Annotated in this window: 23 protein-coding genes; 9 read left to right on the plus strand and 14 right to left on the minus strand. The window is 35.8% G+C overall.

Annotated elements, in window-relative coordinates:
• Positions 1-29: 29 nt before the first annotated feature.
• Positions 30-479: a rhodanese-like domain-containing protein gene (locus FJR03_RS07180; RefSeq protein WP_193112849.1), complete on the plus strand. Its 450-nt coding sequence runs from the start codon at positions 30-32 to the stop codon at positions 477-479.
• A gap of 1 nt (position 480) precedes the next feature.
• On the opposite strand, the gene FJR03_RS07185 is transcribed toward FJR03_RS07180, so the two are convergent.
• Both FJR03_RS07185 and FJR03_RS07190 read right to left on the minus strand, forming a co-directional pair.
• Positions 481-1032: a thiamine phosphate synthase gene (locus FJR03_RS07185; protein WP_193112850.1), complete on the minus strand. Its 552-nt coding sequence runs from the start codon at positions 1030-1032 to the stop codon at positions 481-483.
• The gene (locus FJR03_RS07190; protein WP_193112851.1) at positions 1033-1461 is read right to left on the minus strand and encodes a hypothetical protein; all 429 of its coding nucleotides are present in this window, start codon (positions 1459-1461) and stop codon (positions 1033-1035) included.
• A gap of 70 nt (positions 1462-1531) precedes the next feature.
• Between FJR03_RS07190 and fliK the strand changes: the two genes are divergently transcribed.
• The 3 genes from fliK to FJR03_RS07205 all read left to right on the plus strand — a co-directional run bounded on the left by fliK (position 1532) and on the right by FJR03_RS07205 (position 4995).
• Positions 1532-2464: a flagellar hook-length control protein FliK gene (gene fliK, locus FJR03_RS07195; RefSeq protein WP_193112852.1), complete on the plus strand. Its 933-nt coding sequence runs from the start codon at positions 1532-1534 to the stop codon at positions 2462-2464.
• Positions 2461-2709 (plus strand): EscU/YscU/HrcU family type III secretion system export apparatus switch protein, encoded by a 249-nt coding sequence (locus FJR03_RS07200; RefSeq protein ID WP_193112853.1) that lies wholly within the window; start codon positions 2461-2463, stop codon positions 2707-2709. The genes fliK and FJR03_RS07200 overlap by 4 nt, the downstream gene beginning before the upstream one ends.
• Positions 2710-2826: 117 nt before the next feature.
• Positions 2827-4995, plus strand: coding sequence for a sensor domain-containing diguanylate cyclase (locus FJR03_RS07205; RefSeq protein ID WP_193112854.1), 2169 nt, complete (start codon positions 2827-2829; stop codon positions 4993-4995).
• A 25-nt stretch (positions 4996-5020) separates the two neighbouring features.
• Here FJR03_RS07205 and polA read toward each other — a convergent pair whose 3' ends face one another.
• From polA to FJR03_RS07225, 4 genes are all read right to left on the minus strand, one after another.
• Positions 5021-7738, minus strand: a complete 2718-nt coding sequence (gene polA, locus FJR03_RS07210; RefSeq protein WP_193112855.1) for a DNA polymerase I — start codon at positions 7736-7738, stop codon at positions 5021-5023.
• Positions 7739-7744: 6 nt separating this feature from the next.
• Positions 7745-8569, minus strand: coding sequence for an HDOD domain-containing protein (locus tag FJR03_RS07215; RefSeq protein ID WP_193112856.1), 825 nt, complete (start codon positions 8567-8569; stop codon positions 7745-7747).
• 70 nt (positions 8570-8639) lie between these two features.
• The gene (locus FJR03_RS07220; protein WP_193112857.1) at positions 8640-9347 is read right to left on the minus strand and encodes a sulfite exporter TauE/SafE family protein; all 708 of its coding nucleotides are present in this window, start codon (positions 9345-9347) and stop codon (positions 8640-8642) included.
• The gene (locus FJR03_RS07225) at positions 9348-9851 is read right to left on the minus strand and encodes a hypothetical protein (RefSeq protein ID WP_193112858.1); all 504 of its coding nucleotides are present in this window, start codon (positions 9849-9851) and stop codon (positions 9348-9350) included.
• A gap of 127 nt (positions 9852-9978) precedes the next feature.
• Between FJR03_RS07225 and FJR03_RS07230 the strand changes: the two genes are divergently transcribed.
• A complete protein-coding gene (locus FJR03_RS07230; RefSeq protein ID WP_193112859.1) occupies positions 9979-11253 on the plus strand; it encodes a DEAD/DEAH box helicase in 1275 nt (424 codons plus the stop codon).
• A 49-nt stretch (positions 11254-11302) separates the two neighbouring features.
• Here FJR03_RS07230 and FJR03_RS07235 read toward each other — a convergent pair whose 3' ends face one another.
• The 4 genes from FJR03_RS07235 to FJR03_RS07250 are packed head-to-tail and all read right to left on the minus strand — an operon-like array spanning position 11303 to position 14851.
• Positions 11303-12433 carry an MFS transporter gene (locus tag FJR03_RS07235; RefSeq protein ID WP_193112860.1) on the minus strand — a complete coding sequence of 377 codons (1131 nt, stop codon included), beginning with the start codon at positions 12431-12433 and terminating at the stop codon, positions 11303-11305.
• Complete coding sequence (locus tag FJR03_RS07240; protein ID WP_193112861.1) at positions 12430-13257, minus strand: tyrosine-type recombinase/integrase; 828 nt, start codon at positions 13255-13257, stop codon at positions 12430-12432. Before FJR03_RS07240 ends, FJR03_RS07235 begins: the two co-directional genes overlap by 4 nt.
• Positions 13258-14253, minus strand: coding sequence for a hypothetical protein (locus tag FJR03_RS07245; RefSeq protein WP_193112862.1), 996 nt, complete (start codon positions 14251-14253; stop codon positions 13258-13260).
• A gap of 1 nt (position 14254) precedes the next feature.
• Positions 14255-14851, minus strand: a complete 597-nt coding sequence (locus FJR03_RS07250; protein WP_193112863.1) for a hypothetical protein — start codon at positions 14849-14851, stop codon at positions 14255-14257.
• 128 nt (positions 14852-14979) lie between these two features.
• Here FJR03_RS07250 and gatC point away from each other — a divergent pair, with 128 nt between their 5' ends.
• The 4 genes from gatC (at position 14980) to FJR03_RS07270 (ending at position 18042) form a co-directional block, all read left to right on the plus strand.
• Positions 14980-15270, plus strand: coding sequence for an Asp-tRNA(Asn)/Glu-tRNA(Gln) amidotransferase subunit GatC (gene gatC / locus FJR03_RS07255; RefSeq protein WP_193112864.1), 291 nt, complete (start codon positions 14980-14982; stop codon positions 15268-15270).
• Positions 15271-15272: 2 nt separating this feature from the next.
• A complete protein-coding gene (locus FJR03_RS07260; protein ID WP_193112865.1) occupies positions 15273-15614 on the plus strand; it encodes an arsenate reductase family protein in 342 nt (113 codons plus the stop codon).
• Positions 15611-16714 carry a type IV pilus twitching motility protein PilT gene (locus FJR03_RS07265; RefSeq protein WP_193112866.1) on the plus strand — a complete coding sequence of 368 codons (1104 nt, stop codon included), beginning with the start codon at positions 15611-15613 and terminating at the stop codon, positions 16712-16714. Before FJR03_RS07260 ends, FJR03_RS07265 begins: the two co-directional genes overlap by 4 nt.
• A 104-nt stretch (positions 16715-16818) precedes the next feature.
• Positions 16819-18042, plus strand: coding sequence for an HD-GYP domain-containing protein (locus FJR03_RS07270; RefSeq protein WP_193112867.1), 1224 nt, complete (start codon positions 16819-16821; stop codon positions 18040-18042).
• 13 nt (positions 18043-18055) lie between these two features.
• Here the strand turns inward: FJR03_RS07270 and cysQ are convergent, their stop codons facing one another.
• The 4 genes from cysQ to FJR03_RS07290 are packed head-to-tail and all read right to left on the minus strand — an operon-like array spanning position 18056 to position 22164.
• The gene (gene cysQ, locus FJR03_RS07275; RefSeq protein ID WP_193112868.1) at positions 18056-18811 is read right to left on the minus strand and encodes a 3'(2'),5'-bisphosphate nucleotidase CysQ; all 756 of its coding nucleotides are present in this window, start codon (positions 18809-18811) and stop codon (positions 18056-18058) included.
• Positions 18804-19796: an SAM-dependent methyltransferase gene (locus FJR03_RS07280; RefSeq protein ID WP_193112869.1), complete on the minus strand. Its 993-nt coding sequence runs from the start codon at positions 19794-19796 to the stop codon at positions 18804-18806. Before FJR03_RS07280 ends, cysQ begins: the two co-directional genes overlap by 8 nt.
• The gene (locus FJR03_RS07285) at positions 19797-21026 is read right to left on the minus strand and encodes a TolC family protein (protein ID WP_193112870.1); all 1230 of its coding nucleotides are present in this window, start codon (positions 21024-21026) and stop codon (positions 19797-19799) included. It lies immediately after the preceding gene.
• Positions 20983-22164: an aspartate aminotransferase family protein gene (locus FJR03_RS07290; RefSeq protein WP_193112871.1), complete on the minus strand. Its 1182-nt coding sequence runs from the start codon at positions 22162-22164 to the stop codon at positions 20983-20985. Before FJR03_RS07290 ends, FJR03_RS07285 begins: the two co-directional genes overlap by 44 nt.

Here is a 22164-nt window from a genome sequence, read left to right on the forward strand (position 1 = left end):
ACCTCCACTTAACAACTATAGGAGCCGTAATGAGAAACTTAAATACTAAACTTGAAGAATATGCAAAAAGGTGTGATGAGATATTTTTATCTGATCACCTAAAAGCCGTGATCGAAGAAGCTTCCCGACATGTAGTAAACATTGATGTGGAAGAGCTTTACGATATTTCAAAAGATATCATTCTTATCGATGTAAGAGAGCCGGAAGAGTTTAGTTCAGGATATATTAACGCTCATACGGTACTTACAATTCCAAGAGGAAAACTGGAGTTTATGGCAATTGAAAAAATTGCAAAACAGTTTGGACAAGATGCCCAGATCGTTACATACTGTCTCAAAGGTCCCCGCGGAGCACTCGCTGCATATCAGCTGCAAAAACTCGGCTTTACAAATGTGAAAAATTTAAGCGGAGGGATCTTACACTGGCTTGCAAAAGGAAATACGATCCACAGCTATCTAGGCGAACTCTCTTTAGCCTAGTTTAGAAAAAATAGCGTATAGATGCGAAGCCAAAAGCTTTTGCATCTTCCACAGCTTTTATCTGCACCTTATCTACAATGCCGCCCAATGCAAAGATCTTAATATTTAAACTCTTTACAATCAACTTCAGATCTTCGATCCCTTTTGGTATCCCTTTGTTTGGAGATGGAAAGATCGGGCTGTAAGTGACATAATCAGCCCCTAAGCTTTGAACCTCGTTCACCTCATCATGCGTATGTGTACTTACAATCACTTCAAGTCCCAACTCTTTCGCTTTTGCAATCTTGTCAAACTGCGTAGAATTTAGATGTACACCCCCGGCATCTAATTGGTGTGCTAAAAGAGGGTCTTGATGGAGAAAACACTTTACACCTTGATGTTCTTTACAAACTGCTATAAAAGTTTTTGCAAGCTCGGCATAGTTTGCATTCTCTTTATCTCGATAAAGTAAAAAATCGGGCTGATGTTTTTGTATCTGTGCCTCTAGTTTCTCAGCGAAAGTTTCACTCTCTTGTGTATAAAACTCCGGTGAAGTGATAAGATATTTTTTCATCTACTTAAATTTTAAAGTCTGGAAATTTACTTGACTCGGTTCTTGATCGTTTTCATATCTCTCTAAGAGCAAAGTTACATGGTTAAGCAGTCTATTGAGCAGATATAATTCAGACGGAGTATATTTCGAGCGTGATTCCTGGATAAACTTGAGTAAAAAATCTACCGCTTCTTTTTCATTTTCGAACTTAATATCTTCGATCAGCTTTTTTACCTCTTCATACTCTGCATCACCACACGTTGAGAGAAAATCGTAACTTAAATCAATTGTCTTCATTGTAGGAACCGCTTTTGAAAAGTTAAAATGGTTATATAACATACACCCTATAAAATACTCTATATCAGAGGGTTCAAATTCACTATATTGATGCTCTTCATCCTCATAGCGCTTATGCCAAATCTCTAAAGCTTTTTCTATATTGTTATTCATTAGCAACCCTTACGTTTTATTTTTGTAATTATAAGGGAATTTTTTGTAAATTTAGAATAAACTTTAAACAATGATCAAATTAGACTCAAATAAACTGCAAAATATTGTACTACCGTCAACAAACAAAGCTTTGGCACAAGTTTTAAAAGATATCGCCCCAAGTGAGAGTGCACTGCTAAGCAAAGCAAAAGATCTCTCCTCCATTTTAAATACAATTTTTAAAGAGTCTGCAACCAATGAGCTTCAAAACCAAAAACTCTTGGAGCTACTTAAAAACAATCCTACCCTCAAAGAGCTGGGAAATATAAAAACTACCATTAAAGAGCTCCTCGGCTCTTTAGAGAATGAGAAACAAAACCTTCCGATCGAAAAACATCTTAAAAGTATGCTCTCAGATATAAAAAATATAGATGATAAGGTACTCAAAGCAAAACTGGAAAATTCGGGAATATTTTTAGAATCGAAACTCAAAAATCTCAATCCTAAAGATGCCAAAATTCAGGAGCTTCTCTCAAACGATTTTAAAGCCGCACTCCTTAAAACAAAACAGGAGCTGGAAAGTTCTCTTTTGCCAAACAAAACACAACTGCTTAATATTGTAGATAAACTTTCCCTGCAAATAGACTACTATCAACTGGTATCACACCTTTCAAACGGCGCTGCCATGTATATACCTTATGAGTTTAATGCTCTTGAGGATGGTAATTTCACTATTAAAAAAGATAAGAATAATGCTTTCTTTTGCGATATAGAGCTCAATCTTAAAAAATATGGTGAATTGCGTGTAAGGCTGGGGCTTTTTGAGAAGAAGTACCTTAATGTAAATATATCTACACAAAATCAGGAGTTAAAACAACTTCTGCAATCGGAGATGAAAGAGTTAAAAGAGCAGCTTAACACAACTGGACTCTTAATTAAAGAGATTCGATTTTTAGACCCAAATCAGACACAATATGCTTCAGATATAGATGCGGTAAATCTCGGTTTTGAGGCAAAAGTATGAAAACAAAAGCAGCAGCACTCAAATACGATGCATCCAAAGACTCAGCACCAAGAGTAACAGCCAAAGGTGAAGGGAAAACTGCGCAAAAAATTCTAGAGATTGCAAAAGAGAATGACATTCCGATAAAGCAGGATGAAAACCTGATTGAACTACTTTCAAATGTGGAACTTGATCACGAAGTACCACCTGAAATGTATAAAGCTATTGCCGAGGTCTTCAGTTTTATCTATAAACATACTAAATAAGTTTTTTTAATACTAAAAGTATCAAATTTTCCCTTGAACAAAAAAAAAGCAACATAAGAGTACCAATTTATATAATTGTATGTTACAATTAACACAAAAAGGTGATAGGTATATCTTATGTCAAGTGAACAAAACTCGTGCAAAAACTTAGAATTGTTAGAACTTGATGAAGTCCCTATTACACAAAAAGAGTACGATAAGATTATTAGCATCCAAAGTAATATTCTTGGCATGGTTGCCGATAATGAAGAGAGTGACGTTGTACTAAACACTTTATGTCGATTGGCTGAAAAGCTTCTTCCTAATGCTGTTGCTTCTATTATGCTTTTGGATCCAAAAAGCAATTCTCTTAGTGTTTTATCTGCTCCTTCCGTACCAGAAGCCGGTCATAAAGCATTGGAAAAATTAAAGCCTGGAAAAGGTGCCGGTTCTTGCGGCAATGCAATCTTTCAAAATGAAGCACAATATGTCGTAGATACATTTGAAGATGAAAGATGGCTTGACTTAAGAGAACTCGCACACGATTTTAACCTATGTGCTTGTTGGTCCATGCCTGTAAAAGATGAAAATGCTCAACCTATTGCTACGTTTGCTCTTTCATCTTTTGAACAGCGTTCCCCTTCAAATTTTCATAAAAAATTATTAGAAACTGGTGCTAAGATTATTAGCATTGTCCTAAAAAATATCAAAAAAGATCAAAAACTAAAACTCTTTTCGTTAGCTACACAAAATGCTTCTGAAGGGATTGTAATTACCGATGAACACAATACTATTATCGAAGTAAACCAAGCCTTTAAAGATATTTATAAATATGATGAAAGAGATATTATAGGAAAAAATCCAAGTTTCTTATCCTCTCGTAAACAATCCAAAAATTTTTACGATGAGATGTGGAAAAGTTTAAATGAGACTTCGAAATGGGCAGGAGAGATCGTAAATGTTAATGCTGAAGGAAAAGAGATCACTCAATGGTTAAGCATTAGTGTTTTAGAGTTACCGCATCATAAAAAAAACTATCTTGGAATTTTTACAAATTTAACAGAACTTAAACAGGCAAAAATACAGATCGAAGAGATGGCATTTATTGATTCTTTGACAGGATTGAAAAACAAATCAAAACTTGAGCATATGTTAGAGTCTTATAAAAATCCTGTAACATTGATTTTACTCAATATCAATAACTTCTCTTATATCAATACCGCTTACGGATACGAGATTGGTGATGCTATTTTACAAGATGTAGCAGAAGTTTTAAAAAACAATTTTGGCAAGCACCATACATTTAGAATTAATTCCGATGAGTTTGCTCTGTTATACGAAACAGATATTGACATAAAAAAGGTAGTTAGCGAAATTCAAAAATATTTTTACGGCTCTACTATTATGGTGAAAGATCTTACCTTTAACATCTCTTTTACCTATGGCGGTGTTTATGTTGATAAAAATGTTTTACGTGATGCTGCAATAGCTTTGAAAAAAGCGAAACAAAACGGGAAGAACAACCTTTTTATATACAACCATAAAGATGATGTTGCTCTAAATGATCAAAATAAAGAGAATTTCTTTGAATCAAACAGACTCTTACACTCTGCACTTCTTGAGGATCGAATAGTTCCATATTATCAGGGAATCAGAAACAATAGAACAGGAAAAATCATCAAATTTGAAGTACTTGCTAGAATTGAGGACTTTGATAAAGTTATCTCCCCTATCGCCTTTTTAGAAGCGGCAAAACTCTCGGGCTTGTTGTTAGAGATCACTAAAGCTATTATAGATAAAAGTTTTTATGAGATGGCACAAAACGACTACACCTTTTCTATAAATATTACGGAAGAGGATTTAAACCAACACTACTTAAAAATTTTTCTTCTGGAAAAAGTAAAACACTACAATATCAAGCCAAATAGAATTGTTTTGGAGGTTTTAGAAGGTATTAGTGCAACAGGAAAAATCAACCATATAGATCAGTTAAAAAGTTTAAAAGAGTGCGGATTTAAAATCGCCATAGATGATTTTGGTTCAGAATATTCTAACTTTGAAAGAATTTTAGATATGGATATAGACTTCTTGAAAATAGATGCACGATATATTAAAAATATTGACACCGATCCGAAAAGTTACGAGATAACAAGAGCTATAAGCTTTTTTGCTAAAAATGCAAATATTCCTGTTATCGCAGAGTTTGTACATTCTCAATCGATTCAGGAAAAACTTGAAGAACTTGATATCGAGTTCTCTCAAGGCTACCTCTTTAGTGAGCCTTCACCTCAGCCGATTGAGAAATAAACTTCTCAATCTCCCTTGCCTCTTATTATTTTAGTTGGCTCCAGTTGTCACCGATATTAAGTGAGGCTTTTAACGGGATATTTAACTTATAAATATCCTCCATTATAGACTGAAATTTTTTCCCAAGCTCATCTGAAACTGCTTCATCCACTTCAAAGATAAGTTCATCGTGAATCTGTAGCAACATTTTAGCGCCCAAGTTCTCTTTTTCAATCGTTTTAATAATTTTATTCATTGAAAGCTTAATCAGATCACTCGCACTCCCTTGAAAAACACTGTTTACACTCTCACGCTCATAAGCGGCTTTAAACATAGGTGTCGCATTTTCATAGTCAAAATATCTTCTTCTACGAAGCAGTGTCTCTATGTAGCCTTTCTCTTTAGAGCCGTCTACAATTGATCTAAAATAAGTTTTTACAGTTGGAAATGATTCAAAGTACTTCTCTATAATCGCCTTTGCCTCTTTTGTCGTAATTCCCAACGTATCTGAGAGTTTTTTCTGTCCCATTCCATATAGAAGTCCAAAGTTTACAGTTTTGGCAATACCTCTTTTTTGGGCAGCTTCCTCCTCGCCAAATAAAACGATGGCAGTTTGCAGGTGGATATCTTTATTATGATTAAAAGCATCAACAAGTACAGGATCCCCAGAAAAGTGTGCTAGCAGACGCAATTCAATCTGCGAGTAATCTATCCCTATAAGTTTTTTCCCTTTTGGTGCTACAAATGCTTGACGGATCTTTGCTCCAAGCGGTGTACGTGTAGGAATATTTTGCAAGTTAGGATTTTTAGAACTAAGTCTCCCTGTTGCCGTTCCCGTTTGTACAAAAGATGTATGGATACGGCTATCTTCGCTCTCACGTGCTAATTTTAATAACGGTTCAATATAAGTAGAGTAAAGTTTATATACTTCACGATACTCTAAAAGCTTCGGTATGATCTCATGAGAATCTTTGAGTGAGCTAAGAACCTTTTCGTCTGTAGAGTACCCAGTCTTAGTTTTCTTTCCTACAGGTAATCCTAACGTTTCAAAAAGTACTACACCTAACTGCTTTGTAGAGTTAATATTGAACTCTCCGCCTGCAAGTGTATATATCTCTTGTGTCAGTGTTTGAATATTGGCTTGTACCTCTGTTAAAAACTTCTCTAAGAAAGCTGTATCAACGGCAATACCTGTTTCTTCCATTTTTAAAAGTGTTTGTAAAAACGGGATCTCTATATCATCTGCTTCATCTATAAGATGATCAGCATTTTGCAATTCTAGTTTTTGTAAGAAAAGGTTATAGAGTTTAAAAGTGATATATGCATCTTCAGCCGCATATTTACATGCTTGCTCCAGCTCTACCGATGCAAATGTCTCCCCTTTTTTCACCGTATCTTTAAACGCAATCATTTTATGGTTTAAAAGTTTTTCCGAGAGTTTATCGAGAGAGAGTGCCGCTTCAGGATTGATAAGCCACGCGAGTATCATACTGTCGCTGTATACACTTAACTCTTCCCCTACAAACTTGTTAAGAAAGTGAAGATCAAACTTGATGTTATGCCCAACTATTAAAGAGTTAAAAATCTTTTTAATTGCATCCTTTGCATCATCTTCACTGATCTGCTCACCAACACCCAGATAAAAATGTCCAAACGGTACATAATACGCTTCATCTTCATTAAAACAAAATGAGAACCCTACAAGCTTATCGTTTTCATAATCAAGCCCCGTAGTCTCTGTATCGAAAGCTACGATAGTCAATTCTTCTAACTTTGCGATCACATCATCAAGCGTTTTCTTATCTGTGATTAGAGTTGTTTTAAACTCCTCTGCACTATGATCTTCTGCTATCTCTTCATTTGCTTTTTGAACAGCTTTCTCTTTTTGCTCATCACTTACCATATTTTTGGCATGAAGTGTTCGAAGTATAGCATTTTGTTCATACTGAACAAGTTCATCATAGATATTTAAAAACGGGTTTTCAACATCCATCTTGTACTCTTCAAAATCAAGCGTATCAAACGCATCGTCACGAAGCGTTACAAGTTGTTTTGACATATAAGCCTGATCTTTTGAAGCTATAAGCTTCTTTTGATTTGCACCTTTTATCTCGTCTATATGAGCATAGATATTATCTAAAGTTCCATATTCTTTTAAAAGCTTCTCAGCCCCAACTTTTCCTATCCCTTTTACACCTGGAACGTTATCGGCACTGTCACCTAAAATAGACTGATAATCGATAAACTGTTTTGGAGTTACACCGTACTTTTCATAACAAGCTTCTTCATTAACGCTTTTTCTTTTAATAGCATCGACGATAGTGACATTATCATCATCTATAAGCTGATAAAGGTCTTTATCGTGTGAAACTACACGAACTTTATACCCTTTATCTTTTGCAAACTTTACAACAGTGGCTATCATATCATCCGCTTCAAAACCGGTAAGACCAAGAGTTTTATAACCCATTTTATTGATCCACTCAATAGCAACAGGGAGCTGCATTGTAAGTTCAGGCGGTGGAGCTTGACGATTTGCTTTATAGTTTTCATCTATCTCGTTTCTAAAAGTATCCCCTTTAGAATCAACAGCAAAAATAATATAGTCACTATCGTGATCTTTTTGCAATGTAGAGATAAAGTTTGTAAATCCTGTTAAAAGTCCTGTCGGAAAACCATCTTTTGTTTTTAAGTGCTGCGGAAGTGCGTAAAAGCTTCTAAAAAAGAAGCCGAATGTATCTATAACTGTAACTACTTTAGACATGAAAGTTTATAACCCTTCTTCTTCGATAATATCTAACATATCGTCAATAGCATCTTCTATAGCTTCATGGTTATACCCTGCATCTCTTGCTTTACGAAGTGCAAAGTTGATGGCTTGTTCAGACAAAGGTTTATTGATAGGTAAAGCAGTTTTTACAATATGCAACGCCATTGCATACTCTTTAACCTCATCTGGCGCAGATGCAGGTTCATCGGCAAAACGGATCATCTCTACAAACTCTTTGTCAAAGCCCCAGTGTTCAAACACCTCAGCCGTAACTTCGGCACTCGTTACACCCACATACGACTTTTCAACTTGTGCCAGATTATTTGACATCTCAATTTCAGATTTGAAACTTACATCTTCATCTTCTTTGATTACGTCACTTGCAATAAGAATTTTTCCAGTCTCCTGTAAAAAAGCTGCGAGGTACAATTTTTCCGCTTTTTTCTTATCGATCTTGCCGTACCATCTATTCATCATGGTTGCTTGCAAAGAAGAGATCTCTGCAAATCTCTCACTTGTAATACCGTATGGTTGCATATCGACATTGAGCAGTTTTCTTAAGGCATTACCAAGGGCGATAGTCCTTGTCATACTCATTCCAAAAAGCGAAACTGCCTGACCGACATTTTTAATCTCCCTACCGAAGCCGTAAAGAGGTGAGTTTGCCGTTTTTAAAAGGTTAGCTACAATCATCGGGTCATGTTCAATCACCTTAGTAAGATCAGAAACTCCAGCTTCTTTATCTGCAAACACTCTATCTATATCTGCAATAGTTTTAGAAAGTGGAGGAAGGGATTTAATACTCTCTACAATTGAGCTTTTCATATCTCTAATACCTTTTTTTTTAATTATTTTATTTTTTATTATAGCGAATTCTAAATTTAATTATCTACACCTAATGACACTGTTGTACCGTTTTTAAAGGATCTGTAATATACTCATATCCATTGTAAATTGTAAAACCGCCATAGAGGATAACTGCTACACTCGATAAACTCATCATCATATTTCTAAAGTTTGTTGCACTTGCCATTGAGGACAAAAATCCAAGTCCAAACATTGCCGGAATTGTACTTATTCCAAAAATAAACATCACTAATGCTCCATACAACGGACTTGCTGTTGATGCCGCAGTGATCGCAAAAAAGTATACAAAACCGCATGGAAGCAGTCCGTTAAGCATTCCAAGAACAAAAAAACTAAAGTTTGATTTGGAGTTTAAAATAGAGCGAAAACTCTCTTTATAAAGTTTAGATGAGGAGAAAGTATGTTCAATCACTGTTAAAAATTTAATTTTCCCCATAAGTGACAAGCCGGCCAAGATCATCACAACTCCGGCAACAACAAGCAAAGCACCGTTTGCACTATTTGAAAATGTCACAACGCCGCCGAGTGCTCCAAAAACAGCACCTAAGAGTGTGTATGTAAACACTCTTCCAAGACTGTAAAGCAGATGCGCTACACTCTTTGAAACTTTTGAGCTTTGCGGCTCAATTTTAATACTTGAATAGGCAAGAACTATTCCTCCGCACATACCTATACAATGCCCAAAAGATCCTAAAAACGCTATGCTTATGATCGCTATAATATTAACTGTATCCACTTATTTGTCCGTTAAAATTTTTCTTATTTTTGGATCTAGCATCGTTTCACCGCGAAGTGTAAAAAGTTTCATCTCTCCATAAGTTACTAAATGTTCTTTTTTTTGTTCATACGCACCAAAACCAAATCCCATAGGTGTGATCTCATTTCGTGAATAATATGCTTCTTTTGCATCGATCCACTTATTTGTATCTCTACTCATCACCCAGATTTTCACCTCATCTTTAAACGGTTTGTTTTCAAGCCATAAAACGAAATCTCCGTGATCATGAAAAAACCAAGTTTTACCATCTTTTGCCACCACCTGAGATGCATAAGAGAGCTCATCTATAATCATCCCGCAATAACTGTCTTGATATTTATGCAATTCTATTTTTAAAGGAAGTTGTTTGAGGTTTCCCTCTTTTATCACCACCATATGTTGTGTTTTCCCTAAAGAAAGGAATATAGATACTATTACTATCACAAAAACTAAGACTATTAAAATCGGTGCTATTTTTTTCATGTATGTATTATACTTGGATAATCTTAATAAGCTTTTTAGTCACTAAAACATATTAGTTTAAATCCCTGCCATTACTCGCAGTTTATTATGCTATTATGAATCATATTAACAACTAGGATAAAATAAGTTGACATTTAAAGAACTGGGTCTATCAGCACCTTTATTAAAAGCGATAAAAGAACAAGGCTATACAAAAGCTACACCGATACAGGAAAAAGCTATACCTGTAGTATTAGAGAAAAAAGATATATTAGCAGGTGCCCAAACGGGTACAGGTAAAACAGCGGGGTTTACACTCCCTTTACTCGAACTCCTTTCCCGTGCAAAACCAACAAAACATAAGCACGAGGTACGTGCACTTATACTGACTCCCACACGTGAATTGGCTGCACAAGTTGGCGAGAGTGTGTCTCTTTACGGCAAACATCTCCCATTTAAATCTACAGTAATATTTGGAGGGGTAAAGATAAACCCTCAGATCACACAATTGAAAAAAGGGGTAGATATTGTTGTAGCTACTCCGGGAAGACTCTTAGACCATATTTCTCAGGGGACGATCAAACTTTCAAAAGTTGACTTTTTCATCCTTGATGAAGCGGATAGAATGTTAGATATGGGGTTTATCAACGACATAAAAAAAATCATGAAACTCCTGCCAAAAGAGAGACAAAACCTACTCTTTTCGGCAACTTACTCAGATGCTATAAAAAAACTTTCAGAGAGCTTGCTAAAGTCTCCAACTCTTATAGAAGTAGCAAGAAGAAATACTTCAAGCGAGATCGTTAAACAAGCTGTTTATCACGTTGACAAAGCACGTAAACGTGAGCTTTTAACACACCTCATCACTGAAGGGGATTGGAAGCAGGTACTTGTATTTACAAGAACAAAACACGGAGCAAATAAACTGTGTGGACAGTTGGAAAAAGACGGGATTTCAGCTGTGGCAATTCACGGAAACAAAAGTCAAAATGCAAGAACCAAAGCACTCGCTGACTTTAAAAAAGGTGATGTAAGAGTTTTAGTGGCAACTGACATCGCAGCACGCGGGATCGACATCGATCAGCTTCCCCATGTAGTAAACTTTGAACTGCCTAATGTCAGTGAAGATTATGTACACCGAATTGGACGTACCGGACGTGCTGGAAACGAGGGTGAAGCTGTTTCACTGGTGTGTGTAGACGAAGATGAATTCTTGAAGAACATTGAGAAGCTTATCAAAAAAGATATCCCTAAAGTGTGGTTAAAAGGTTTTAAACCAGATCCATCTATAAAAGCAGAACCTATAAATATGGGCGGAGGGCGCGGTTCTCGCAACAACTCTCAAAAGAAAGCAAAACCCGCGCAAAATAAGCCTCGGTCTAATCGGTCTAATTCAAGAAACCGTTCCCGTTCTAGATCTTAAAACTTTCTAGAGAAAGATTAATCACTTTTACCTCAACTAAAAAATGAGCTTATTTATAGCTCTTTACAAACAATACAAAAGCTGTAAAAAAAGATACAAGCGATACTATAAAAAAGAGTCCTTGTATCCCGTAAGCCAATACTATCGGTTCAAACAACAAGGGTGAGGAAAATTGTCCCAGAAAAAAACTCGACGTTAACATCCCTGAAGCTTTTCCCCTTTTATGCGGCGGCACTTGAGAGAGAAACCAGGCACTGGTATTGACAAGTAAAAGTCCAAAAGCCATCCCCAGTGGAGCGGTAGCAAAAAAGAGTTCTGTAATACTCTTCGCCTCTGAGACGATAAATACACCCGTACCAAAAAGTATAAATGTCGCCATATAGATCTGGATATAGGAAAATTTTGCTTTGATCTTTGCATACTGTATAGAGGTAAGAGCATTAAAGATCATAGCTGTTGCTATCACAAATCCTACCGTCTGCGGTTTGCCTCCCAAGGTATTTACTATCAAGTACGGTAATTGTGTCGGAAGCATATAAAATAGAACCATCACAAAAAATGCCGTCAAATACACTGGAAAAAGTTTTGTCGATACATTGAGATCTTCATCAAGCTCAGAGTGTTTTTTCGGCTCATAAAGTGAACTTAAAAGTAATGGGAAAAAGAGTATAGGGAGCAAGTAGATCGCAAAAGGATACGACCAATGTATTTGTGCCAGCAATCCCCCTAAAGAGATAAAAACTATCCCGCCAAGGGCTACAGCCATCCCCTGCTTTGCCATAAACTTATGTCGCAACTCTTCATTAAAATAATCTCCAATCAGTGCCGTTGAACTAGTCATTATGAGGGCAACGGCAATTCCAAGAAGTGCACGACCTATAAGAATCACATAAAAATCATGCAGATAAAATCCGGAACTTCCCCCTATTATAAAAAGTATAATTCCTCCATATAGAGGCTTAAGCCGACCAAATCTGTCTACAATATGTCCTGCAAAGGGAGCAAAAAGAGCTATCATCATCGAGGGAATCGTAAGCATCAATTTTGATAGAAACTCTATATGTTCTATATTAGAAAATTTATGCGCGATTAACGGTAAGGATGAGACTACTGTAATACCGGACATAACACCGAGAGTTGCTATCAACAGTAAGGATATTTGTATCTTAATTTTATTCATAAATTCTCTTTTGCCATCGGATGACATACATCGACTGTATCTTTAAGATCTTGTTTTTGAATATGTGTATAGATCTGTGTCGTTAACAGTGAGGAGTGTCCGAGAAGTTCTTGAACAACTCTAATATCGGCTCCACCTCGTATTAAAGAGGTTGCATAGGAGTGTCGCAGCACGTGGGGTGATACGCCCAAATATTTTTGTGTAATTTTAAAAGCAGAGATTCGGCTCAGTTTGCCACCTTTATAGTTGCACCATATAAAATCTTTCTCAAAAGGTAATTCTCCAAGATACTCATCGATCGCATCTTTGGCAACTTGAGCTAAAGGGACAATTCTCTCCTTTTGCCCTTTGGCATGGCGGATGTAGAGCCACTCCCCGTCAATATCCCCTAAAGAGAGTTCCAAACATTCACTTATCCTTGCTCCGCTTGCATATAAAAAAAGGATCAAAGCATAATCCCTTTTTCCTATCCAAGTAGATCTGTCAATCATTGAAAGTCCACTTTGTATCGCTTCATATGATAAAAACTTTGGAAGCAGTTTTGGAATTTTTGCCGACTTGATCTTTGTTTTTTCCGCTAAAAACTCCTCTTTATAACAGAAATCAAAAAAGGCGTTGATTGAAGAGAGTTTACGATTGAGTGTACGTTTGTTTTTATATTCTGAGAGAAGAGAGAGAATTGTTGGGGTATCTAAAGAGATAAGGGGCTTTTGGAACTTCTCTTCAAGTTGCAGAAGATCACCCTTGTATGCCTCAACACTCTTTTTTGAGAGTGTTTTGGTGACAAGGATATATTCTAAAAAAGCTTCGAGTTCCTTAGACATCTATTTAATTGATATTTTTGTATCATCCACATAAAAAACTTTATCGCCTACAAAAACGAATCCGTCACTAAAGTCACTTTCATATATTTTATATTCAAAAGTTTTTTTGTCAATTTCTATAAGATACTCCTCTTTTTCAAGAAGATATATCTTTTCTTCATCACTTACCATTCCAAGAATATGTGCAAACGGGAACTTGGTTTTATTAACAACCTCAAGCTCAGGAGTTAAAGAGATAACATCACCCTGCTTTGTTGCTATATAAAGCATCTTATCGTCATCTATAATACTTCTGATCTCATACTTTTGGCGTATCTCTTTTTGTGCAAGTGAAAGGATTTTTGTACCTGTAGCTGCGATAATTTTATTATCAATCATATTAAAATAGATAATATTATTAAATTTATCTTGAGATGATACGATCACTGTACGTAAACGTTTTTTCACCGTAGCATTGATGATAACTATCTTACCGTCAAGTGTTGAGAAGATAACAAGATCTTTCATAAAGTAAGGGTTTACTATCTTCATATCAACTGCTAAAGATTTAGAACCCTGCTCTTTTAATACCAATGCTTTAGTATTAATATCATACAGAGCCATATCGTTGTTTGCAAAAAGTACTGCTAAAATATTATCTTTTATACTCGCTGCTGCAATTGTATTTTTAAGATCAATATTTTTTGTAATATTGCTATCTGCTATAGATACTATACTAACATTTCCGTCAATTGATGCAGAGATGATCCAACCGTCACTCTCTGAGATAAGTCTTTTATCTTCATCGATCGTAATATCTTTAACACCATCTTTATCGAGAACCTTGCCGTTATCTAAAAGTGCAACATTGTAAGCTCTATCTACTAGGTCAGATTCTATACTGCTCTCTTTATCCCAATCAGCTTCTACAGATTTCGGCTCAAAAACCTCTTTTGTACTACATCCACTAAAGACGATCGTTAAAGCTGTTAGAGTAAAAAATATATAGTTTTTCAAACTATTTAACTCCGTAGTGCATTAATGATTTTGCAACATTTGCTAAAGGTGAATCTGATGAGATCATACTTAAGTTTGCATGAGCTTCATCAATTTTGCCTTCATTCATAGCGATTAATGCCAATTCTACCAATGCTAACTCTTTATAGATAACATCTTTTTGTTTCGCATATTTTTCTAAGAGCTTTTTATCACCTTTAAGTTGTGCAGCTTCGTATGTTGAAAGGTCTCCGATAAGTAATGCTTTTGAGTCTGTTAATTTTGAAAATTCTTCTGCACTCTCGTTTGCTACTGCTTGAGAATAAGCCCATACGTCATGGAGTTCAGAACTTAGTGATTGAAGTCTTGCAACTGTTGCAGTGTCAAAACTGCCTGCCTGCAGTTCTTTTAATGTCTCATTTGCAGCAGTTATAGTATTTTGTTTATTTACATCATAAGCGATATCAGCAGCTACTATTAAAACTATAGCGATTACAGAACCTATAAGCGGTTTTTTATATTTCTTTACAAACTTTTCCGTTACGACAGCTTTTTCAAAGAACTTCTCTTCAGAGTTCAGTTCCTCTTTAACCATGTCAATGTTATCTTTTAAGCTCAAAAATCATCCCTTTATTTCGAAAGTATAGAATATTATCGCATAGTTTGTTAAACTTTTCTCAAACAAGTTCAAATAAATTAAGTTTTCTATGTTAAAATTTAAGAAAATTATATAAGTCAGGAAATTTAATGCAAGTTGATGATAAATTATTAAGCAGATTAGAAAAATTATCTTATTTAAAAGTTGCAGAGGATAAACGTGCTGAAATCGTAGAGCAGTTGTCTGAAATCGTAAGTTTTGTTGATAATCTCAGTGAGTTAGATACGGCTGGAATCGACTCAACTTTTGCTATGAACGACAATGCAACTCCATTAAGAGAAGATTTACCATCTTGCGATACTAATGTAAATGATGATATACTGCGTCATGCACCAGATGCATCTGAACATTTCTTTATAGTACCTAAAATTATCGAGTAGTCATGATCAGAGTCTATGGTATAAAAAATTGTGATAGTGTAAAAAAAGCTTTATCGTTTTTTAAAAAGAACGATCTTGCATATGAGTTATACGACTTTAAAACAGAAAAATTACCATGCCAAAAGATAGATGAATGGCTCAAAAAAGTGAGTATGAAAGAACTTTTTAATTCAAGAAGTACTACATACAGAAACTTAAAGCTCAAAGAACTTAACCTCGATGAAGCCGGACAAAAAGAGTGGTTGTGTAAAGAGAACCTTCTTATTAAACGACCGGTGGTTGAGTTTAACGATGAAGTAATTGTTGGTTTTAACGAAGAAAATTATAAAAGGAGTTTTCTATGAGTGAAGAGTTACAAAGTCAAAGTGCACAAGCAGGTAAAAAGTTAGATATTAAAAAACTTTTAAAAAGTGTTATGGCGTTTAAGTCATCAGACTTACACCTAGTTGTTGGAAGTGAACCGCAGATTAGGATAGATAAGGAGTTAAGAGCACTTAACCTTCCTGTTCTAAGTGATACTGACATTGAAGAGATGGCATATTCTCTTATAGAAGACAAACAGAAAAAAGATTTTGAAGAGAACAACGAACTTGACTTCTCTTTTGAACTTAAAGATATCGGGCGTTTTCGTGCGAACTACTACCGTACTATTTACGGTATAGGTTGTGCATTCCGTATGATTCCTATTGAGATTCCGACACTTGAAGAGTATGGAAATCCACCAATTTTCAAAGAACTCGTTAAAAAAGAGAAAGGGCTTATTCTTGTAACAGGTCCTACTGGTTCAGGTAAATCAACTACACTTGCGTCAATGCTACATGAGATTAATCTCAATGAAAGACGTCACATCATTACAATTGAAGACCCGGTTGAGTTTGTTCACACAAACATTAAATCTCTCTTTTCACAAAGGGATGTTGGTAGCTGTACAAGATCGTTTGCTACAGCACTGAAGTACGCTCTTCGTCAAGACCCGGATGTTATCCTCATCGGGGAGATGAGGGATGCTGAAACGATCGGTGCAGCTCTAACAGCCGCGGAAACTGGTCACTTGGTTTTTGGTACACTCCATACAAACTCTGCACCAGGAACAATCAACCGTATCATCGACGTTTTCGATGGTGAGGAACAGGCTCAAGTACGTGCGCAACTTGCATCATCACTAGTTGCCGTTATTTCTCAAACACTTATTCCAAGAGTTGGTGGCGGTAAAGTTGCTACACAAGAGGTTATGATCTCTAATCCTGCCATTTCTAACCTTATCCGCGAAGATAAAGTACACCAAATCTATTCACAAATGCAGTTAAACCAAGGGGAAACTGCTATGACAACTCAGACACAACAGCTGCTTGAACTCTTACAGAAAAAAACTATCTCTAAAGAGAATGCACTGAAAAACTCAAACAGACCTGATGAGTTAATGAAGGTTATTGCGAACCTCTAATAACTTCCCTCCTTTTTTCTTATGAAACTCGTTAGAGTTTCATAACTCTATCCCTATAAATTTTTCTTATTTACCATTAAGTTTATACGAGATACAATAGTCCTATGAACTACCAATTAAACTTAAGAGAAGTGACGTATTCACTCTCAACTGCTTTGGATTTTGTAGGTATTGATGATACTTTTCACGGCAAAAGAGTTGCCTACATGGCAGCGGAAATTTTAAAAGAGCTACACTGGCCGCAAGAAAAAATAGATGATGTTATCTGTGCATCTATGCTCCATGACTGCGGTGTTTCCTCTACAGACGTGCATTCACACCTTGTAACTGAACTCGACTGGGACAATTCTCAAGTACATGCAAAGCGCGGAGAAGAACTTTTAAAAAGTGTAGATATTTATGAAAAGTATGCAACCTTAATACGTTATCATCATACCCACTGGAATAGAATGCCGGATTCTCTTTCAGAAGAAGAAAAGTATATTACAAATCTTATATATATGGTTGACAGGGTTGATGCTTTAAATGCTCAGCAAAAAGACTCTGAAGTCTTCTCAATTCAAACAATTCAAGAAACTATTCAAAAATACAGCGGTTCAATGTTCTCTCCTGAACTTGTAGAGATCTTTTTACATGTATCTCAGCGCTCATCATTTTGGTTTTATTTTGAAGAGGATGCACTGGATGAGTATTTTGTAGAGTGGATCGAAAAAGGGATTGAACATACATTCTCCTTTGCAGAAGTAAAAAAGCTTGCATTGATGTTTGCTGCCGTTGTAGATGCAAAAAGTGAATTTACCTCTTCACACTCTGTAAGTGTAAGCAACCTTGCACGTTATCTGGCTGAAGAGATGAATCTTTCCTTAGAAGTTTGTGAAAAAATAGAGATAGCAGGCTTATTACATGATCTGGGAAAACTTCGTGTAGATGATGCAATTTTAAATAAACCCGCAAAACTTGACTACAATGAACGTCTTAAAATGAATCGACATGGATTTGATTCTTATATTATTTTACGCAGAGTACAAGGTTTTAAAGAGATAGCTTATCTGGCATCTATGCACCATGAAACCTTAGATTCGCAAGGATATCCTTACAATTTTGAAGCAAAAGATATCCCTATCGAAGCGCGTATTATTACAACCGCCGATATCTATCAGGCTCTTATACAAAACAGACCCTATCGTGAAGGATTAACTAAAGAAGAGGCATTAAAAATAGTTACTTCAATGACCGAAGCAGGTAAACTAGATTACAGAATTACAGACCTGATGGCAAACAATCTGGATATCTGTTATGAAAAAGCTATGATAGAGTATGAAATCTAATAATACTATTGCACTATTTAACAATAAACCAAGGGTTTAAAAGCTCTTCTTTATTATATACAAGAGGCTTTGTTAAGTCGAACTGATATACCATTTTTCCGGCTTCTCGCAGTATAGCATCGGCTGCAGCCGTATCCCATTCGCTAGTCGGTCCTAATTTTGGATAGATGTCAGCTTCACCGGCTGCTATCATACATAATTTGAGTGAGCTTCCAACAGCTTTTTGTTCTATCTTTTTTGTATCGAAACTTGCTATGAAATCTTTTGTCTCTTGTGTAAGGTGTGATCTTGAAGTTAAAACCAGAAGTTTATCTTCCGGATTGTGGTTAATTTTTAGTGGAAGTTTTATACCGTTTTTAAAAGCCCCTTGATCTTTTACTGCCCAATAAAGTTCCTCTTTTACAGGTGCATATACAACACCTAAAACAGGTGTGTCTTTGTGAATGAGTGCAATATTCACGGTAAATTCACCATTTTTCTTTATAAATTCCTTGGTACCGTCTATAGGGTCTATACACCAGTAATAATCCCAGTTTTTTCTTACACTATAAGGAGCATCCTGAGTCTCTTCACTCATTATCGGTATATTGGGGTAGAGTTTTTCTAATGTGGAGCAAATGATCTCGTTTGCTTTGAGATCAGCTTCAGTAAGTGGAGAGTTATCCTCTTTATACTCTATGGCAAAATCTTGCACATAGATCTTCATAATAGCTTCCCCTGCTTCTAAAGCCAGTGCTTTAATTGCTTCTATATCTATAGAACTAAGCATTTTTCCTAAACTTAATCATCTTAAATCTCTCACCCATTAAATTTGGCATAATCAGCATTTTAACTTTTTCAAGCTCTTGTTTATAGATCTTCTCATCTGCATTTTCTTGTAACATCTCTAATAGTTCTAAAATTCCCATATCAACAAGGGCAACCATTTGAGGGACACATGTTATAAACTTCACACCAGCCTCTTCATATGCATCTTTTACATGTTCAAAAGTTACATCGTAAGTGATATCTGAAGTTCCAAAAAGTACCTCTCTGTCTAGATCATCTTCAAAGAATGGATACACCTCATGTTTTGCATAGATTCGAAGTGAAAAATCAGGGCGTGCCTGCAACTCTCCGTAATCAAAACTCATAAATTCAAAACGCTCAGCTGAGAGAGCCATCTCTTTGGCAAACTCTTCATAGCCGACTGCAATCTCACCTTTTTCTTTATGATATTTCTTTGCTTTTTCACTTACCCATTCATCTTCAACATCAAAATTGATCTGATGCCCCTCTACACGCGCAGTATGCCCTTTAAAGTAGAGTTCACAAGGGAACGCATCAAAGATCTCATTGGCAATAAAAAAAGCACTTTTTACTTCCATCTCACTTAAAGATTTATGGTGTGTTAACTGAACTACATCACCGAAGCTCTCAGCAAAATAGTCCCTTTGTTGTCTCTGAAGATCATCAAAACGCTCAATAATAACAAAGCGTAAACTTAAAAGAAGTTCTGGTCTAAGTGTATATAAGAACTCACATACATCTGCTAAAAAGTAACCGTGGTGTGCACCTATCTCACACACTACACCATCTTTATCTAAAAAGCCTTCATCAACTAAAGAGATAATGTGTTTAGCTATCGTTCCGCCAAAAAACTTACTTGCACTGACAGCCGTGTAAAAGTCACCCTCTTTACCAATATTTTTATACGTAGCATAGTAACCTTCTTTACCGTAAAGCCACTCACCCATATACTCGCTAAATTTCATCTACTCTCCATTATTTACATACATCTCATAGAGTGTCAATAGTTCTAATTGTTTATCAATCTCATATATTTTTGCATCTATTTTTTGAATCTCTAAAGAGTTTTGCAGATTCTCTACATCATACTCAGTTTTATAGCCCGCTTCATATAGTGCTTGAGTATCTTCTAAAAGTTTCCCATACAGATCAATATTTTCTTTACTCAAAGAGACCTTTTTATCTAAATTATCTATGTTATGTAAAACCTGTTCAAAAAGGTTTGTAAGTTCTCTTTTTTTATCTTCCTGAATCACTTGAGACTTTAGATAATCGAGCTTGATTGATTCAATATCGTTAAACATATTAATGTCAAGGGGCATCGATGCACTAACACCGTAATCATAATAATTGATTTCTCGGGAACTATCTCTTAAAACTCCAGCTATAAAGAACTGCTGTCCTTCACTTTTTTGCCATGTATATCCGGCTGTAAAGTTTACCTTTGGAAGATACTTGGCAATAGTCACATTTTTATAGTATCTGTCTTTTTCGATCTGAGACTGAGTCTGTTTTATAACAATGTTATTTTTTAAAAACTCATCCTCTTTTATAAGTTCTAAGTGTGGAATAGAAGCTTTTTTATAATCAAGATCACTCAGTACCTGAAATTGTGTTACCAATGTCTCTTTTGCATTTTGAATATCAAAAAGTGCCTGCTTTACAACATTTCTTTGAATAATAGCATCATCTAAAAAACCAGAATCGAGTCTTCCGCTTAAGTACTCTTCTCGTCTTTGTTCAAGGTTTATATCTGCATTTTTGATCTGCAATACTTGACGTTGTTCTTGAAAATCCGATTTTTTCAGCTGCATTAAAATAGAGATAGTATCTTTAATCATTTTTCGTTTTGCAACATCAATCGTATAATCGTTATACAACCTCATTGCATTGGCATATCTGATCCCATAATAAATACCACCGCTTTGAAAAATCGGTTGATTCATCTTTATTGTAGCCGATTGATTTGTCTGTTCTACTACATTGGGATTACTCTTAGAATAACTATAATTTAGTTGTATTGGTGCTATCCAAGTATCACGCAATTTTGAACTTTCTTGATCATTTTTTTCATAATCATATTCAAACTGCTTCTGTTTAAGATCAGAAAGATAAGTATCTAAAGAGGTGTTATTTTCATTTGCCAGTAAGCTAGAGCTTACTAACAGCAGATTCAAGAGCTTTAAAGCCTTCATCTATTTCCTCTTTCGTGATAGTGAGGGGTGGTAAAAATCTTAGTGTATTACGTCCTGCTTTAAGGACCATTACACCGTTTTCCTGAGCATTTTTAATGATTGCAGACAACGTCTCAGAATCTTTAACGCGTAGACCACACATCATTCCAAGTCCTACTTTTGCAGTAAATAAGTTTGTATGGTTATTGTAAAACTTTTCTAATGCAGCATCAAAATATGCTATTCCATCTGAGAGAGCACCGCTTGCATCATATTCATTTAAAATATCAAGCACTTCACAAACAGCAGTCGTACTTAAAAAGTTTCCGCCAAAAGTTGATCCGTGATCACCGGGACTAAAAATATCTTTTTTACTTGTCATCACAACACCGACAGGTACACCGCCGCCGACACCTTTTGCTAATGAAATGATATCAGGTTCTATCTCATACAGATTTGATGCTAAGAACTTCCCTGTTCTATATACACCTGTTTGTACTTCATCAACGATAACTAAAATATCTTTAGATTGTAACAACTTTACCAGCTCTTGAACTTTTTGTTTATCCTGAGGTTGTACACCACCCTCACCTTGAACCAGTTCGATCATAACCGCTACAGTATGATCATCAAGTAAAGATTCCACTTCATCGATATCTTTTGCATACACAAAACCGTCAGGGAACGGTCCAAAATAGTTATGCATAGACTCTTGCCCTGTTGCTTTTACTGTGGTGATCGTTCTTCCGTGAAATGAGTGATCAAGTGTAATAATTTTATAACGTTTTGGAACACCATCTTTTTCACCGTATTTTCTAGCGATCTTAATGGCACCTTCATTTGCTTCTGCACCACTGTTTCCAAAGAAACATTTCATATCATAACCGCTGGCTTCAACTATTTTTTTAGCAGCAAGTGCCTGCGGTGCAGTATAGTATAGGTTTGACATATGTATCAGTTTTTTTGTTTGCTCACATAGAGCATTTGTCAGTCTTTCATTACCGTGCCCCACACTCACAACTGCGATACCTGAAGTAAAGTCTATATACTCTTTACCATTAGCATCTGTAAGTCTTGCATTTTTACCACTAACGAACTCAACATCTGCTCTTGCATATGTCGGTAAAACATATTTTTTATCTAATTGTTGTATATCCAT

It is taken from the genome of Sulfurimonas marina, assembly GCF_014905095.1.
GTDB classification, from domain to species: domain Bacteria; phylum Campylobacterota; class Campylobacteria; order Campylobacterales; family Sulfurimonadaceae; genus Sulfurimonas; species Sulfurimonas marina.